The 14,743-nt window shown below is 71.4% G+C and carries 16 protein-coding genes; 6 read left to right on the forward strand and 10 right to left on the reverse strand.

The genetic code is table 11. The features are described from left to right. Window positions 1-53: 53 nt before the first annotated feature. Window positions 54-1,433 carry a DUF4331 domain-containing protein gene (locus ASD62_RS13490; RefSeq protein ID WP_056916402.1) on the reverse strand — a complete coding sequence of 460 codons (1,380 nt, stop codon included), beginning with the start codon at window positions 1,431-1,433 and terminating at the stop codon, window positions 54-56. Window positions 1,434-1,436: 3 nt separating this feature from the next. Further along, window positions 1,437-1,706: a hypothetical protein gene (locus ASD62_RS20340; RefSeq protein ID WP_056916403.1), complete on the reverse strand. Its 270-nt coding sequence runs from the start codon at window positions 1,704-1,706 to the stop codon at window positions 1,437-1,439. 244 nt (window positions 1,707-1,950) lie between these two features. On the opposite strand from ASD62_RS20340, the gene ASD62_RS13500 reads away from it, so the two are divergent. The 3 genes from ASD62_RS13500 (at window position 1,951) to ASD62_RS13510 (ending at window position 4,427) form a co-directional block, all read left to right on the forward strand. Beyond that, on the forward strand, window positions 1,951-3,561 hold the full coding sequence (locus ASD62_RS13500) for a glycosyltransferase family A protein (protein ID WP_056916404.1): 1,611 nt from the start codon (window positions 1,951-1,953) through the stop codon (window positions 3,559-3,561). Between the two features lie 107 nt (window positions 3,562-3,668). After that, a complete protein-coding gene (locus ASD62_RS13505; protein ID WP_056916405.1) occupies window positions 3,669-3,965 on the forward strand; it encodes a hypothetical protein in 297 nt (98 codons plus the stop codon). 93 nt (window positions 3,966-4,058) lie between these two features. After that, window positions 4,059-4,427, forward strand: a complete 369-nt coding sequence (locus ASD62_RS13510; protein WP_056916406.1) for a VOC family protein — start codon at window positions 4,059-4,061, stop codon at window positions 4,425-4,427. Here the strand turns inward: ASD62_RS13510 and ASD62_RS13515 are convergent. From ASD62_RS13515 to ligD, 6 genes are read right to left on the reverse strand one after another with little or no spacing between them, the layout of a single operon-like run. Next, complete coding sequence (locus ASD62_RS13515; protein WP_200956889.1) at window positions 4,372-5,019, reverse strand: hypothetical protein; 648 nt, start codon at window positions 5,017-5,019, stop codon at window positions 4,372-4,374. The two genes, ASD62_RS13510 and ASD62_RS13515, sit on opposite strands and share 56 nt — an antisense overlap. Before the next feature lie 45 nt (window positions 5,020-5,064). Further along, the gene (locus ASD62_RS13520) at window positions 5,065-6,123 is read right to left on the reverse strand and encodes a sulfate/molybdate ABC transporter ATP-binding protein (RefSeq protein ID WP_056916407.1); all 1,059 of its coding nucleotides are present in this window, start codon (window positions 6,121-6,123) and stop codon (window positions 5,065-5,067) included. Then, entirely contained in the window at window positions 6,120-6,929 is an 810-nt protein-coding gene (locus ASD62_RS13525) for an ABC transporter permease (protein ID WP_056916408.1), read from the reverse strand. Before ASD62_RS13525 ends, ASD62_RS13520 begins: the two co-directional genes overlap by 4 nt. Beyond that, window positions 6,926-7,747 (reverse strand): molybdate ABC transporter substrate-binding protein, encoded by an 822-nt coding sequence (modA, locus tag ASD62_RS13530; protein WP_056916409.1) that lies wholly within the window; start codon window positions 7,745-7,747, stop codon window positions 6,926-6,928. The genes ASD62_RS13525 and modA overlap by 4 nt, the downstream gene beginning before the upstream one ends. Continuing rightward, window positions 7,744-8,148 (reverse strand): molybdopterin-binding protein, encoded by a 405-nt coding sequence (locus tag ASD62_RS13535; protein ID WP_056916410.1) that lies wholly within the window; start codon window positions 8,146-8,148, stop codon window positions 7,744-7,746. The genes modA and ASD62_RS13535 overlap by 4 nt, the downstream gene beginning before the upstream one ends. Before the next feature lie 42 nt (window positions 8,149-8,190). Beyond that, on the reverse strand, window positions 8,191-9,165 hold the full coding sequence (gene ligD, locus ASD62_RS13540) for a non-homologous end-joining DNA ligase (RefSeq protein WP_056916411.1): 975 nt from the start codon (window positions 9,163-9,165) through the stop codon (window positions 8,191-8,193). Window positions 9,166-9,301: 136 nt separating this feature from the next. On the opposite strand from ligD, the gene ASD62_RS13545 reads away from it, so the two are divergent. From ASD62_RS13545 to ASD62_RS13555, 3 genes are all read left to right on the forward strand, one after another. Beyond that, entirely contained in the window at window positions 9,302-10,231 is a 930-nt protein-coding gene (locus ASD62_RS13545; RefSeq protein ID WP_200956890.1) for a glycerophosphodiester phosphodiesterase family protein, read from the forward strand. Window positions 10,232-10,306: 75 nt separating this feature from the next. Continuing rightward, a complete protein-coding gene (gene gabT / locus ASD62_RS13550; protein WP_056917391.1) occupies window positions 10,307-11,638 on the forward strand; it encodes a 4-aminobutyrate--2-oxoglutarate transaminase in 1,332 nt (443 codons plus the stop codon). Between the two features lie 232 nt (window positions 11,639-11,870). After that, entirely contained in the window at window positions 11,871-12,668 is a 798-nt protein-coding gene (locus tag ASD62_RS13555; protein WP_056916412.1) for an SDR family NAD(P)-dependent oxidoreductase, read from the forward strand. Between the two features lie 60 nt (window positions 12,669-12,728). On the opposite strand, the gene ASD62_RS13560 is transcribed toward ASD62_RS13555, so the two are convergent. Together ASD62_RS13560 and ASD62_RS13565 are read right to left on the reverse strand one after the other, a co-directional pair. Then, window positions 12,729-13,493 (reverse strand): 3-hydroxyacyl-CoA dehydrogenase, encoded by a 765-nt coding sequence (locus ASD62_RS13560; protein ID WP_056916413.1) that lies wholly within the window; start codon window positions 13,491-13,493, stop codon window positions 12,729-12,731. 42 nt (window positions 13,494-13,535) lie between these two features. Further along, window positions 13,536-14,705, reverse strand: coding sequence for an acyl-CoA dehydrogenase family protein (locus ASD62_RS13565; RefSeq protein WP_056916414.1), 1,170 nt, complete (start codon window positions 14,703-14,705; stop codon window positions 13,536-13,538). Window positions 14,706-14,743: the final 38 nt, after the last annotated feature.

The following is a 14,743-nucleotide window of genomic DNA, read 5'->3' on the forward strand; positions in this document are numbered from 1 at the left end:
GAGCCTGCCCGGGCGACAGGAGCCTGTCGCCCGGGCAGGGCTGGGGAGGTGGGTCAGGCCGCCGGCTGGCCGGGCTTGGTCTGGTAGCCACCGGCAGGGTTGCCGAGGTACGGGAACGAGTCGAGGAACGGCAGGTTCGTGTTGCTCGTCCCGTCCGTGAGGGCGCTCGCGGCACCGTCGGGGGTGTAACTCGGGTCGACCAGCGGGATGGTCGCACCCGCCACCGCCCGCAGCTCGATCGCCACGACGTCGTCGACCAGCCGTCGCCCGTTCGGGAAGCCGGCAGCGTCACCCGCGACCAGGCCGATCGGGTTGGGGTTCTTGGTCGGCGGGATCGCGACGTTGAGTCGCAGCATGTCCGCCTGGGTGGTCCCGGTGAAGTTCTGGAAGCCGGGGACCACCCCCTTCGGGATGCCGGTCAGCAGGATCGCGAGCAGGTCCGCGCGGTCCTTGGTGTACTTCGCGAGGTTCGGGAAGACGCCCGGGTAGAGCACCGGCAGCAGCCCGGCGAGCTCGGGCTTCGCGACGTACTGGGCGAAGTCCTTGTCGTCCTTGGGTGCCTTGGCGTTCCACGTGTCCTTCTTGGCCATCGGCGTGATGACCTCGTTGAACAGGGGGTTGCCGAGACGCGACACCTGGTTCCACGAACCGTGCCAGGTGTACTTGCCCTCGTCGTCGTCCCACACCCGCGAACGCTGGCGGCTCGCAGTGGCCCACACCCCGATGACCGACCGCGACGCCATCGGGTCCGTGGGCTTGTCGCGGTACCGGGTCAGGTCGCGGATGGGGACCTGGATGGCGATGCTGTGCACGTTGAGTCCCTGGGTGCCGTTCACTCCCGCCGCAGCCGCGGACGGGATGAGGTGCGCCATCTGGAAGGGGCGCAGGGTGCCCAGGTCGAAGATGCTGCCCAGGTCGACGTGGAAGCCGTCCGAGCGCTGCCCGGCGAACACCTTGCGTCCACCCTGGATCGGGTGCACGGCCTGGTCGGTGAACCGTGCGTAGTTCGGCGTCGAGCGCGGGCCGATGTTGACCGGTGGGCAGGTGAGGTTGCTGGCCAGCAGGCGCGGTCGGTCGCCACGCGCGACGCGGGTGACGGAGTAGTACTGCGGGCGGTTCCAGTTGGGGTCGGTGATCGAGCCGATCGGGCCGACGTTGTAGAGGAAGGTGTTCTTGTTGCGCACCTTGGTGGTGAACCGGAACTGGTAGGTCACGTCGGGTCGGGCGTCGCCCCGGTTGCTCACGTGGATCTCGTAGAGGACCTCGTCGCCGAACTCGTAGAAGTTCGGACCCCCCTGCGGGCTCTGGAACGGGATGAAGTTGGCGATCAGCGTGACCGAATCGGGTCGGTCCGGGCTGACGAAGGCGTAGACGTCGGTGTTGTCGGCGACCGGGTCCTTCGAGACCTCTGGGGCTTCACGGTGAGAGGACATGGGTCACTTCCCTGCTGCTCGGGTCAGGCGGCGGACCAGGTCGGCGTCCTGGATGGTGACCTCGTGCTCGCCGTACATGACGGTGAGCCGGCCGGACCTGGGGTCGTCGACGTACGCGACGAGCCGGGGCCCGGTGGGCGCCGCGGCGGAGCCCGCGGCAGTGACGGTTGCGGGGGCCGCGCTGGCTCCCGGGGCTGCTGCGACCGCCGCAGCGGCAGCAGCGGCGCCCGTCCCGGCTGCAGCCAGGAACGTACGCCGTGTGGCATCGGACATGAGGGTCTCCTTTGCTGGGCGCGACTCGCTGGTTGCTGCCGCGCTGGGCGGGTCCTCAGCCCGGGCGAAGGCGTCCGTCACTGGAGTGACCCACCTCACATTCGGAGCGTATCCACGAACGGATGGGTGGGAAATGCGGTCAGGAATTTCTCAGCGCCACGGCGGTACGTTCGTCATGATGTGTCCGGACCTGTCACCTCGCTCCGCACCTGCGCAAGCTCCCGCGTCGGGGGACCTGTGCGCGGTGACCGTGGTCGTGGCGGCGTACAACACCGGCGAAACCCTCCATGAGCTCGTGCGCTCGCTCGACGGCCAGTCCATGCCGCAGGAGCACTTCGAGGTCGTGGTCGTGGACGACGGTTCGACCGACGGCACGGGGGAGGTCCTGGACGTGCTGGCCGCGCAGCGGCCCAACTGGGTCGTGCGCCACATACCCAACTCGGGCTGGCCGGGCACGCCCCGGAACGTAGGTCTGGAGCTAGCCACGGGCGAGTACGTCACGTTCGTCGACCACGACGACTTCCTCGGTCGGGACGGCCTGGCGACGGCCTGTGCCTTCGCTCGGCAGCACCACAGTGACGTCGTGGTCGCCCGCGAGGTGGGCGTGGGGCGCAGCATCGGGCGCTTCATGTTCACGCGCAACGAGCCGGACGCGACGTTCGAGAACTCGCCGATCGTCCGGCTCCTCACGCCGCACAAGCTCTACCGGCGAGAGATGTTGCGCAAGAACGGTATTCGCTTCCCGGAGGGCAAGGTCCGGCTGGAGGACCACCTGTTCACGATGGCTGCCTACTTCGCGGCCGAACGGATCTCGATCTACGCCGACCACCCGTTCTACTACTGGACCCGTCGCGAGGGGACCGCGCACGCGTCCTTGGACCTCAAGGACCCGCACGAGTACGTCGAGGTGGCGCTCAACAGGGTGCTCGACCTCGTGGAGGAGCACGTGCCGCCTGGCCCGCGCCGGGACAGGATCAAGGCGCACTGGCTCGAGCGGAAGCTGCTGCCCATCGTCGCCCGGGCGCCGATGCTCGAGTACCCGCCGGAGTACAGAGCGGAGGTGGTGTGGGCGGCCCGGGCCCTGGTCGACCAGCGGTACCCGCCCGACGCCGACCGGGAGCTGCACTTCTCGGCCCGAGTCCGGGTCCACCTGCTGCGGGCTGGTGCCACCGAGGCGCTCATGGCCCTGGCGCGGACCGAGCAGGCGATCACCACCCGTGCCGTGGCAGAGCAGGTGAGCTGGGGTCAGGAGGAGGTCGAGATCGGGCTGCGGGTCGAGCTGCTCCACCGAGACGGCCAGCCGGTGGAGTTCGCGGAGGAGGGCGGGCGCCTGCGCTGGGTGCCGAGGGAGAGCCTGGACGATCCCAGCCTCGACCTCGACGTCACCGACGAGGTCCAGCGTGCGTCGGTCCTGCTGGTCGTGGGGCGCCGCGACGGTGACGACGACTTCGCGGTCACGGTCCCGGGAGGGGTCGTGACGGGGGAGGCAGGCGCCGGTGGCCGGCGAGAGCTGGTCTTCACCGGGGTCGCGCACGTGCCGCTCGACCGGATGCTGCGACTGGCCGGCACCCGGGGTCGGGCTGTCCTCGATGTCCGGACGGAGACCGAGGTGCTGGGGTGGCGCTCCCTGCGGAGGGTCGAGGCCGGGGACGCGGAGGTGTCGGCCATGTCGCCACCTGTCGCCGCGGCGGGGCTCACGGCCTACCGCACCACCAAGGGGAACCTCAGCCTGCGCCGTGACGCCCCGGCCAAGGAAAAGGCCGAGCCGAGGTCGCGCGCCTCCTGGGGGCGCCGCGTCGCCCGCAGGGCGGTGCGTGTGGCTCGTTCCGTCCGTCGCGGCTACGGGCGCCGCTGACGCCGGACCTGACCGGTTCGCGTTGACAAGTACGGACAAACCGACTCATGATCATGGGGCTTCAAGCAGTCGGAGCCTTCCATTCGTCGCGAGCAAGGAGGCCGCCGATGACCGATTTCCTGGAGTCGGTGAGACCGGTCGAACCCCTGTCCCTGGCGGTTCCCGTCGCCCAGCGCGGGGGTGTGGACGAGGTCGTGGGCGAGCCTGACGACGCGGCCACCGAGCCGAGCGTCCGCGAGCTCCTCTCGGAGCTGGCCCACCTCGAGGACCTCCTGCGTGCCGCCGGTCCGGTGGCTGTCGGTGACGACGAGGTCCTGGCGGTGATGGCGCGCGAGCAGGCGATCATCGACGAGCTGCACCGGCGCAACCCCAGCCGCCCCGGTGGGGCCCCGGCGCCTGCGTGACCGTCATCCTCCGCCTCGGGAAAGCGGTCAGGAACTGACCTGTTGTCTTCCTAGGCTGGGGCTGTCGCAGGTTCCCGGACGAGAGGCAGCACCATGGACTTCAAGATCGAGCTCATCCCCATCTCCGTGTCGGACGTCGACCGCGCGAAGGACTTCTACGCCCGGGTCGGCTGGGTCGCCGAGCAGGACGGCTCTCCCCACGAGGACCTGCGCTTCGTCCAGGTCACGCCGCCGGGATCGGCATGCTCCTTCTGCTTCGGCAAGGGGCTCGGGATGCTCCCCGAGGGTCAGGCGCAGTACATCCAGGTCGTCGTCGCGAACGCGGACGACGCTCACGCGTACCTCGTGGAGCGCGAGATCGAGTGCACCCCGGTCGAGGAGCTCGCGTGGGGGCGCTTCGTGAACTTCAGCGACCCCGACGGGAACCGCTGGGTCCTTCAGGAGCTCCCGGTCCGGGGGTGACCGGGCCGGGGGTGACCGACCCGGCACGGCGCGACAGCAGGAGGCCTGCCACCAGGGCCCCCGCAGTCCCCAGGACCTCGTCGCCGAGCGTGTCCGTGTAGGCGGTGCCCAGCTCGGTGCCGTGCCGGATGAAGGTCCACCACTCGGCCACCTCCCACGCGATGGCGAGCACCGCGCCCAGTCCGGTCACCAGCAGCGTGCGCACCCAGGTTTCGGCGATCCGTTGCAGGACAAGGAGTCCCAAGCCGCCGCAGAGCAGGGACCAGTTGACGAAGTGGTTCGCGTCGTCCCACCAGTCGACCGAGTCGTAGAGATCGAGCGTGTTGCCGCTGACGTCGATGAGGAACGGTGCCATGACGAGGGCGAAAGCGCCCCACGGCGTCGGCGTGTCTCCTCGGCGGTGGGTCGCCCACCACGCCAGGGGCACGAGCAGCATGAGCACGGGGTAGGCGACCAGGCGCGCGCCGAACGCCTTGCCCTCGAACTGCGCCAGCCCGGTCGCGAAGGTCGCCAGCGCGAGCTGGCCCACCGTGGCCAGGAGCACCAGCGCCGGCACCCACCGGGGGCATCGGCGCCCACGCGTCACGTCCATCCCACGATCATGGGGGACGTCAGGGGCGGTCGGCGCGCGGCTCGCTCAGGCGGCGTAGACGGCGACCTCGCTCGCCTTCACGGTGAGGACGACCTCGGCACCGACGGCCAGGTCGAGCTCGGCGACCGCGGCCGGCGTGACGTCCGCGGAGACGTGGGCCGTGTGGACCCGCACCTGGTGGCCGTGGGGTTCGAGGTCGGTCACCGTGGCGCGCACCGTGTTGCGCGGGCTGCCGTGCGGAGCCTCGCGGTACACCCCGACCGAGCTCGGGCTGAAGACGGCGACGGCCGGCTCCCCGGCCACGAGCGACTCCTCGGCCAGACCCTCGACCCGCAGGCCCTCGGGGGTGCTGACGGCGGGCGTGGTCTCGGTGCCGGCGCTGGTCCCGCGCACGAGGTTGAGTCCGGCGATCCGGGCGGCGAACGCGCTGGTGGGGCGCGAGAGCACCCGCGTCGTCGGTCCCTGCTCGACGACCCGACCTGACTCGAGCACGGCCACGTCGTCGGCCAGCAGCACCGCGTCGAGGATGTCGTGCGTCACCACCACGGTCGTGCGGTCGCGCAGCACCCGCCGCAGCAGCTGGCGGATCGCGGGGGCGGCCTCGACGTCCAGGGCCGAGAGGGGTTCGTCGAGCAGGAGGAGCTCGGGCTCCGTGGCCAGGGCCCGGGCGATCGCCACCCGTTGCGCCTGGCCGCCGGACAGCTCCGCCGGGCGCCGCCGGGCGAGCTCCGACGCGTCGACCTCCCACAGCCAGTGGGCGGCCCGCTCTCGCGCCTCGCCACGCGGCATACCGGCACTGCGCGGACCGAAGGCGACGTTGTCGGTCACGTCCAGGTGGGGGAAGAGCCGTGCCTCTTGGGCCAGCAGGGCCACGCCGCGGGCGTGCGGGGGCACCCAGGTGCCGGATCCGTTGGAGGAGAACAGGATCCGGTCGCCCAGTCGGATCTCCCCGCTGTCGGGGTGGAGGAGGCCGGCGATGGAGGAGAGCGCGGTGGACTTGCCGGCTCCGTTGGCCCCCAGCAGCGCGAGAGTGCGTCCCTGCTCGACGTGGAGGTGGAGGTCGACATCGCGTCCGGGGATGCGCAGGGTCGCTTCGAGCGTCACAGGGCGGTCCGGGATCGACGCGTCACGGTGATGACGACGGTGGCCACGACGACGAGCACCAGCGAGAGCGCCACCGCCGCCTGGGGGTCGGTCTCCCGCTGGAGGTAGATCTCGAGCGGGAGCGTGCGCGTCACGCCCTGCAGGCTGCCCGCGAACGTGATGGTCGCGCCGAACTCCCCGAGGGCGCGGGCGAACGCGAGGACCGCCCCGGAGGCGAGGCCGGGGAGGACCAGCGGCAGCGTGACGCGGAGGAACACCGTCGTCGGCCGGGCACCCAGCGTGGCGGCGACCTCCTCGTAGCGCTGCCCTCCTGTTCGCAAGGCCCCCTCCAGGCTCACGACGAGGAAGGGCAGCGCCACGAAGGTCTGGGCGAGGACGACGGCCGTCGTGGAGAAGGCGATCTGCAGGCCGAGGACCTCGATGGTGTTGCCGAGCAGACCCCGGCGGCCGAACGTGTAGAGCAGGGCGATGCCTCCCACCACCGGCGGCAGCACCAACGGCAGCAGCACGAGCGACCGCAGCACCGACTGCCCACGGAACTCGGTGCGCGCCAGCACGACCGCCATCGGTACGCCGAACACGACGCACAGCAACGTGCTGGCAGCAGAGGTCCGCAGACTGAGGAGCAGCGCCGCCCGGGACGACTCCGACGTCACGAGCTCGGGGAACTGGGTCCAGTCCACGCGGGTGAGCATCGCCAGCAGGGGCAGCACGACGAAGAGGGCGCCCACGGCGGCCGGGACGAACACCCAGCCGGGCAGTCCCAGTCGGGGTGCTGGGCGGCCTGGACGTCGGAAGCGGGTCACGGTGCCTTGGCGAACCCGGCGTCGGCGAGGACCTGCTGACCACCGGCTCCGGTGACGGCCTTGACGAAGGCATCGGCCAGCGCGGTGTTCTTCGAGGCCTTGAGGGCCGCGATCGGGTAGGAGTTCACGGCGGCCGACGACTCGGGGAAGGTGATCCCCTGGACCGTGTCGCCCGCCCCCTTGACGTCGGTGACGTAGACGAGGCCCGCGTCGGCCTCACCGGCGGTGACCTTGCCGAGCACGTCGGTGACGGACTGCTCCTCGCTCACGGGCGTGAGGTCGACACCGGCCGACGCCTCGACCTTGGCGGCGGCCGAGCCGCACGGGACGGCCGGTGCGCACACGACGACCTTGACCCCGGACTTCGCGAGGTCGGCGAACGAGGCGATCTTCGCCGGGTTGCCCGGCGGGACGGCGATCTCGAGGGTGTTGGAGGCGAAGACGACGGGGGCTGCGGCGGTGAGCGACTCGGCGGTCACCTTGTCCATGTTCTTGGTGTCGGCCGAGGCGAAGGCGTCCGCCGGGGCGCCCTGCTGGATCTGCGCGACGAGGTCGGAGGAGCCGGCGAAGCTGAACTTCACCGTGGCGCCCGGGTTCGCCTTCTCGAGGTCGGTGCCGATCTGGGTGAAGGTCTTCTTCAGGGACGCTGCCGCGAACACGGTGATCTCGCCCGACAGCCCGCTGGACGACGAGCTCGAGCTCGTTCCCGCGGAGCCGGACCCGCCGGCGGCGTCGCCCGAGCTGCTCCCGCAGGCGGCCGTGCCGAGGGCGAGCGTCAGGGCGGTGGCGAGGAGGGCGAGGCGGGCGGGGCCGATCATGATGCTCCCTGCGGGGTCTCGACGATGACGGTGGTGGACTTCACGACGGCGATGGCGACCGACCCGAGCTCGAGGCCGAGGTCGCGGACGGCCTCGCTGCTCATGAGGGAGACGACGCGGAACGGGCCGCACTGCAGCTCCACCTGCGCCATCACCGGGTCGGTCTTGATGTCGGTGACCAGTCCGACGAAGCGGTTGCGGGCGGACCGCCCGACGGTCGAGGGATCGGTGGCGGTGTGGGCCTGGTCGCGGGCGAGGAGGGCGACCTGGTAGCCGTCCACCACCTTGCGCCCGGCGTCGTCGGCCTCGGAGGCGAGCGCGCCGCTGTCGACCCAGCGCCGGACGGTGTCGTCGCTCACCCCGAGGAAGGTGGCGGCGTCCTTGATCCGTAGCTGCGGCATACGGGCCACTCTAGGACCGCAAGTGCGGGTATGGCGAGTGTTTCAGTCCGCGTCTGCGGTCTCGGGCGGGTCCTGGGCGCCATCTCGTTCGTCCCGCTCGGCCCACTCCACGAGCTGGTCGATCCCGAAGACCGCGTCGTCGATCCCGGCGTGCAGGTCGCCGAGCTCGGCGTAGCGGGCAGGAACGGTCGCGATGGTGAAGTCGTCCGGCGTGACGTCGTCGACCTCGTCCCAGCGGATCGGGGTGGACACCGTGCCGCGGGGGTTGCCGCGCACGGAGTAGGCGCTGGCGATGGTGTGGTCGCGGGCGTTCTGGTTGTAGTCCACGAACAGCGCCGCCGGGTCGCGGTCCTTGCGCCACCAGGTCGTCGTCACGTCCTCAGGGGCGCGGCGCTCCACCTCCCGGGCGAAGGCGAGTGCGGCCCTGCGGACGTCCTTGAACCCCCACTGGGGGTCGATCCGCACGTACACGTGCAGTCCCGAGCCCCCGCTCGTCTTGGGCCAGCCCACCGCCCCGAGCTCGTCGAGCACCTCCTGGACGACGTGGGTCACCCGCTGAACCCGGTCCCACGGGCACTCCGGTCCCGGGTCGAGGTCGATCCGCCACTCGTCGGGCCGCTCCACGTGCCCGCGGCGGCTGTTCCACGGGTGGAACTCGACCGTCGACATCTGCACCGCCCAGATCACGTGGGCCAGCTCGGTGACGCACAGCTCGTCGGCCGTGCGGTTGTACCGCGGGAACTTCACCCGCACCGTCTCCAGCCACGGCGGGGCCCCGTGCGGCACCCGCTTCTGGTGCACCTTCTCGCCGGCCACCCCCTCGGGGAACCGGTGCATCATGCACGGCCGCTCCCGCAGGGCGTTGACGATGCCGTCGCCCACCGCCAGGTAGTACTTGACGAGGTCGAGCTTGGTCTCGCCGCGCTCCGGGAAGTACACCCGGTCGGGGTTGGAGATGCGCACGTCCCGGTCGCCGACCTCCAGCTCGATCGCGGGGGACGTCGCCTTGGCTGCCATGCAGCCCAACCTAGGGCCGGTGTGGCGCGGCGTCACCCGGAGCGGGTGTGCTGCCCGTCCCCGCCCGCGTGGGCCGTTCGACCGAACTGCCCGATTCGCCGCATACGCAGCACTTCCGCGGGCTACCGTCGTCGCCGTGCGCTCCCTCCGTCTCGTGGTCTCTGCAGGCGCCGCGACCCTCGTGGCGGCCGCCGCGCTGAGCGCGGGTGCCGGGACCGCAGGAGCGGCGACAGCCACGGCGGCTGGGGCGGTCCCCGCCAGCGCCGCCCGGCCGCTGACGGTCGGCCACCGGGGTTCGAGCGCCGTCGCGCCCGAGAACACCCTCGCCTCGTTCGCCCTCGCGGTGCGACAGGGTGCCGACCTCGTCGAGAGCGACGTCCAGCGCTCCAAGGACGGCGGACTGGTCCTCATGCACGACACCACGCTGGCCAGGACGACCAACGTCGAGCAGCGCTACCCGACCAGGTCGCCGTGGCGGGTCGCCGACTTCACCCTGGCCGAGATCAGGACGCTGGACGCCGGGTCGTGGAAGTCCTCCCGCTATGCGGGGCAGCGGGTCCCCACCCTCGCCGAGCTGGTCAAGCTGGTCCGCTACTCGCGCTCGGGCATCCTCATCGAGCTCAAGTCACCCTCGCTCTACCCCGGGATCGAGGCGCAGGTGACGCGCACGTGGAAGCAGTTCCCCGGGTACCTCACGACAGCCCTGCGGACCAGGCGCCTGGTCGTGCAGTCCTTCGACGCGACCTCCCTGCGCCGGTACCACGTGCTCCAGCCGGAGGTCCCGGTCGGGTTGCTGGGCACCCCTGCGGTCGCGGACCTCCCTGCCCTGTCGCGCTGGGTCGACCAGGTGAACCCCGCCTACGCCACCTTCGACGCGGACTACGTCGCGCAGGCACACCGGTGGGGGCTGCAGGTCCTCACCTGGACGGTCGACGGAACGGCAGCGATGGACGCCGCGCTCGACCGCGGCGTCGACGGGGTGATCACCAACCGGCCCGACCTTCTCGAGGCGGTCCTGACCCAGCGCGCCGCCGGGGTCACGAGCGCCGGCCGGCACGCGGCATAGGGGCGGCTGGGCCCCTTCCCGACGGGGCGGGTGGCCGCGCTGTCGGCGACCGCGAGCCGGTCGTATGCTCGGCCCATGCTCGAGCAGAAGCGCGTCCTCGCCACCAGCATCCCCGGCCCGAAGTCCCAGGCCCTCCAGCAGCGCAAGACCGCTGCAGTCTCCGCCGGGGTCGGCACCGGCCTCCCCGTCTACATCGAGCAGGCGGCCGGCGGCATCCTGCGCGACGTCGACGGCAACCAGCTCATCGACTTCGGCTCGGGCATCGCCGTGACGACGGTGGGCAACGGCAACCAGCGCGTCATCGACGCGGTGACGGCACAGATCAACGACTTCACGCACACCTGCTTCATGGTCACCCCCTACGAGGAGTACATCCTCGTCGCGGAGGCGCTGTCCGAGCTCACCCCGGGCACCCACGAGAAGCGTTCGGCGCTGTTCAACTCCGGCTCCGAGGCCGTCGAGAACGCCGTCAAGGTGGCCCGCCACTTCACCGGGCGGCAGGGGGTCGTCGCGTTCGACCACGCGTACCACGGCCGGACCAACCTCACGATGGGCCTGACCGCGAAGAACATGCCCTACAAGCACCGCTTCGGGCCGTTCGCGAGCGAGATCTACCGGGTGCAGATGGCCTACCCCTACCGCTGGCCTACCGGCCCCGATGCCTGCGCCGACGAGGCGTTCGAGGCGTTCGTCGCCGACGTCCACGCGCAGGTCGGCGAGGACAACACCGCCGCCGTCATCCTCGAGCCGATCCAGGGCGAGGGCGGGTTCATCGTGCCCGCCCCCGGGTTCGTCAAGAAGGTCTCCGACTGGTGCACCGAGAACGGCATCCTCTTCATCGCCGATGAGGTGCAGACCGGGTTCTGCCGCACCGGTGACTGGTTCGCGTCCGAGCACGAGGACGTGGTCCCCGACCTCATCACCACCGCCAAGGGCATAGCCGGCGGTATGCCGCTCGCGGCGCTGACGGGGCGCGCGGACGTCATGGACGCCATCCACGTCGGTGGCCTCGGTGGCACGTACGGCGGCAACCCCGTCGCCTGTGCGGCTGCCCTCGCCTCCATCGAGACGATGAAGGAGGAGGACCTGCGCGGTCGGGCCAAGGCCGTCGAGGCGATGTTCCGTCCCCGTCTCGAGGCGCTCGCCGACAAGTACGGCGTCATCGGCGACATCCGCGGCCGCGGCGCCATGCTCGCCGTCGAGCTCGTCAGCGACCTGGACAAGAAGACCCCCGACGCAGACCTCACCGGGCGGATCAACAAGGCCTGCCACGCCGAGGGCCTCGTGACCCTGACCTGTGGCACCTTCGGCAACGTCTTCCGGTTCCTGCCGCCGCTGTCCTCTGGCGACGACCTGCTCTCCGAGGGACTCGACATCCTCGAGAACGCGTTCGCCACCTCCGTCTGACGCCTTCCGTCTGACACCCTCGTCCGAGGGGTGCGGTCGGACGGCTGCGTCCGGCCGCACCCGTGAGGTCCGCCACTGTTCACATGACCGTCGCGTGTCGGTGACCTGCCGGTGCGGCCGGCGCTGTTAGACAGGTGCTGACCCGGCCAAGTATGAGTTGGCCGGGTCGATTCATGCCCTGACGGGCCGGTGGGCCCGGCGTCGACGGGGCCCCGTGCGGCAGACTGCCGGCATGGTGCTTCCTCCGTCCCTCGACCTGTCCGGACGCACGGCCCTCGTCACCGGGGCGGGGAGCCCCAACGGGATCGGGTTCGCGACGGCCCGCCACCTCGGTGCGCTGGGCGCGGGCGTCGTCCTCGCGGCGACGACGAACCGGGTCGAGGACCGGGCCCGGGAGCTGGAGGACTCGGGGCTCGAGGCGCTCGGCCTCGTGGGCGACCTCACCGATCCCGAGGTCGTCGCCGACCTCGTCGACGCGGCGGCGGAGTGGGGTGGCCGGCTCGACGTCCTCGTCAACAACGCAGGCATGGTGTCCACCAGCCAGCCCGACTACCTCGAGGGAGACCTCACCGCGACGACGCCCGACCGCTGGTCGGAGTCGCTGCGCCGCAACCTCGACACCGCGTTCCTCGTGACCCGGGCGGCCCTGCCGCACCTGCGGGTCAGCGGCTCGGGGCGGGTGGTGATGGTCGCGAGCGTCACCGGTGCCGTCATGGGCATGCGCGGTGAGGTCGCGTATGCCGCGGCCAAGGCCGGGCTGGTCGGCCTCACCAGGGCGCTCGCCGTGGACGAGGCCGTGCACGGCGTCACCGTCAACGCGGTCGCCCCGGGTTGGATCGCCACGGGCTCCCAGACCGACGACGAGGCCGCCGAGGGGCTGGTCACGCCGGGCGGGCGCTCGGGGACCGCGGACGAGGTCGCCGCGGCGATCGCCTACCTCGTGAGCCCCGGCGCCGGGTACACGACCGGCCAGGTGCTCGTCGTCGACGGCGGCAACAGCATCACCGAGGAACGCGCGCTGCCCCGCTGAGTGCAGGCACTCGGCGGGGGAGCGTCAGCGTCTGGCGCTCGCGCGCCGGGTGTGAACCGGTCAGCGCGGGGGCATCCGCAGGGCGCCGTCGAGCCGGATGACCTCGCCGTTGAGCATCGAGTTGTCGACGATGTGGGCGACGAGGTTGGCGTACTCCTCGGGCTTGCCGAGACGGGACGGGTGCGGCACCTGCTTCTCCAGGAGCTCCTTCACCTCGCCGGGCAGGCCGGCGAGCATCGGCGTCTCGAAGGTCCCCGGAGCGACGGTGACGACGCGGATGGCCTTGTCCGCGAGGTCGCGGGCGGCGCTCAGGGTGAGGCCGACGACCCCACCCTTGCTCGCGGCATACGCGGCCTGGCCGATCTGGCCGTCGTAGGCGGCGATGGACGCCGTCATGACGACCACGCCGCGGTCGCCGTCCTGCGGCTCGTTCGCGAGCATCGCGGCGGCGGACAGGCGCAGGACGTTGAAGGTGCCGATGAGGTTGATGTTGACGACGTTCGCGAAGTCCTCGAGGCCGAGCGGGCCGCGCTTGCCGACAACGCGACCGGGGGTGGCGACACCGGCGCAGTTGACGACGATCCGAAGGGTCCCGAGCTCGGCGGCGGCGTCGATGGCGGCCTGGACCTGGGCTTCGTCGCGCACGTCCGCCGGGACGAACACGGCCATGTCACCCAGCTCTTCGGCGAGGGCCTGGCCGGGTGAGGAGGGGAGGTCGACGATGACGACGGCTGCACCCTCGGCGTGCAGGCGGCGGACGGTCGCGCCGCCCAGACCGGAGGCGCCGCCGGTGACGAGGGCGACGGTGGAGTCGTTGATCTGCAAGGGTTTTCGGCCTTTCGGTGGGGAGGTCGGTATGGGGCGGGATCAGCCGCGGAGCAGCTGGCGGCTGATGACGAGCCGCTGGATCTGGTTGGTGCCCTCGAAGATCTGGGTCACCTTGGCCTCGCGCATGTAGCGCTCGAGCGGGAAGTCCTGGGTGTACCCGGCACCACCGAGCACCTGCACGGCGTCGGTCGTGACACGCATGGCGTTGTCGGTGCAGATGAGCTTGGCGACCGCCGCCTCCTTGCTGAACGGCCGTCCGGCGTCGCGGAGGCGGGCCGCGTGGAGGTAGGAGGCGCGCGCCGAGGTGACCGCCGCCTCCATGTCGGCGAGCAGGAACGCGAGGCCCTGGTTGTCGCCGATGGGGCGCCCGAACTGCTGGCGGTCCTTGGCGTAGTCGACGGCTCTGTCGAGGGCGGCCTGCGCGAGTCCTGTTGCGGCAGCTGCGATCCCGAGCCGACCGGAGTCAAGGGCGGAGAGCGCGATGGCCATGCCCTGACCGCGTTCGCCGACCAGGCGGTCGGCCGCGACGTCGACCCCCTCGAAGTGCACCTCGCTGACGGTGTCGCAGTGGAGGCCCATCTTCTTCTCGGGGGTGCCGAACGCGATCCCCGCGGCATCGCCGGGGACGACGAAGCAGGACAGCCCGCGACCGCCGTCGTCGGAGGTGCGGACGAACGACGTGTAGAAGTCGGCGTGGCCGGCGTGCGAGATCCACGCCTTGGTGCCCTTGAGCCGGTAGGACGTCGGGTCGGTCTCGTCGTCCGCGACGGCCCTGGTCGTCATGGCGGCGACGTCGGAGCCGGCGCTGCGCTCGGAGAGGCAGTACGCCCCGAGCTGGTCGCCGGACAGCATGTCGGGCAGCAGGCGCTCCTTCTGCTCGTCGCTGCCGAAGGTCGCCACGGGGTAGCAGGTGAGGCCGTGCACCGAGACGCCGACGGCGACGCTCATCCAGACCGAGGCGATCTCCTCCACGACCTGCAGGTACACCTCATACGGCTGCGAGGCGCCGCCGAACTCCTCGGGGTAGGGCAGCGAGAGCAGGCCCGCCCGCCCCAGCACCCGGAACGCCTCGAGGGGGAGCTGCGGGGTCGTGGCGGCCGCCCGCTCGGCCTCGTCGACGACGGGCGCGAGCTCCTTGGCGCAGATCTCGCGGGTCAGGTCGATGAGGTCCTGGCCCTCCTCGGAGGGCATCAGACGGGTCGCAGGCATGGGGCAAGGGTAGTAGTAGGACGTCCTACTACCTGCAT

The organism is Phycicoccus sp. Root563 (genome assembly GCF_001427915.1).
GTDB lineage: Bacteria > Actinomycetota > Actinomycetes > Actinomycetales > Dermatophilaceae > Pedococcus.

Bases quoted from the DNA above. Each gene is read 5' to 3' on its own strand.
- ASD62_RS13490 (WP_056916402.1), bottom strand. From the start codon at position 1,433: ATGTCCTCTCACCGTGAAGCCCCAGAGGTCTCGAAGGACCCGGTCGCC.
- ASD62_RS20340 (WP_056916403.1), bottom strand. From the start codon at position 1,706: ATGTCCGATGCCACACGGCGTACGTTCCTGGCTGCAGCCGGGACGGGC.
- ASD62_RS13505 (WP_056916405.1), top strand. From the start codon at position 3,669: ATGACCGATTTCCTGGAGTCGGTGAGACCGGTCGAACCCCTGTCCCTG.
- ASD62_RS13510 (WP_056916406.1), top strand. From the start codon at position 4,059: ATGGACTTCAAGATCGAGCTCATCCCCATCTCCGTGTCGGACGTCGAC.
- ASD62_RS13515 (WP_200956889.1), bottom strand. From the start codon at position 5,019: ATGGACGTGACGCGTGGGCGCCGATGCCCCCGGTGGGTGCCGGCGCTG.
- modA (WP_056916409.1), bottom strand. From the start codon at position 7,747: ATGATCGGCCCCGCCCGCCTCGCCCTCCTCGCCACCGCCCTGACGCTC.
- ASD62_RS13535 (WP_056916410.1), bottom strand. From the start codon at position 8,148: ATGCCGCAGCTACGGATCAAGGACGCCGCCACCTTCCTCGGGGTGAGC.
- ligD (WP_056916411.1), bottom strand. From the start codon at position 9,165: ATGGCAGCCAAGGCGACGTCCCCCGCGATCGAGCTGGAGGTCGGCGAC.
- gabT (WP_056917391.1), top strand. From the start codon at position 10,307: ATGCTCGAGCAGAAGCGCGTCCTCGCCACCAGCATCCCCGGCCCGAAG.
- ASD62_RS13555 (WP_056916412.1), top strand. From the start codon at position 11,871: ATGGTGCTTCCTCCGTCCCTCGACCTGTCCGGACGCACGGCCCTCGTC.
- ASD62_RS13565 (WP_056916414.1), bottom strand. From the start codon at position 14,705: ATGCCTGCGACCCGTCTGATGCCCTCCGAGGAGGGCCAGGACCTCATC.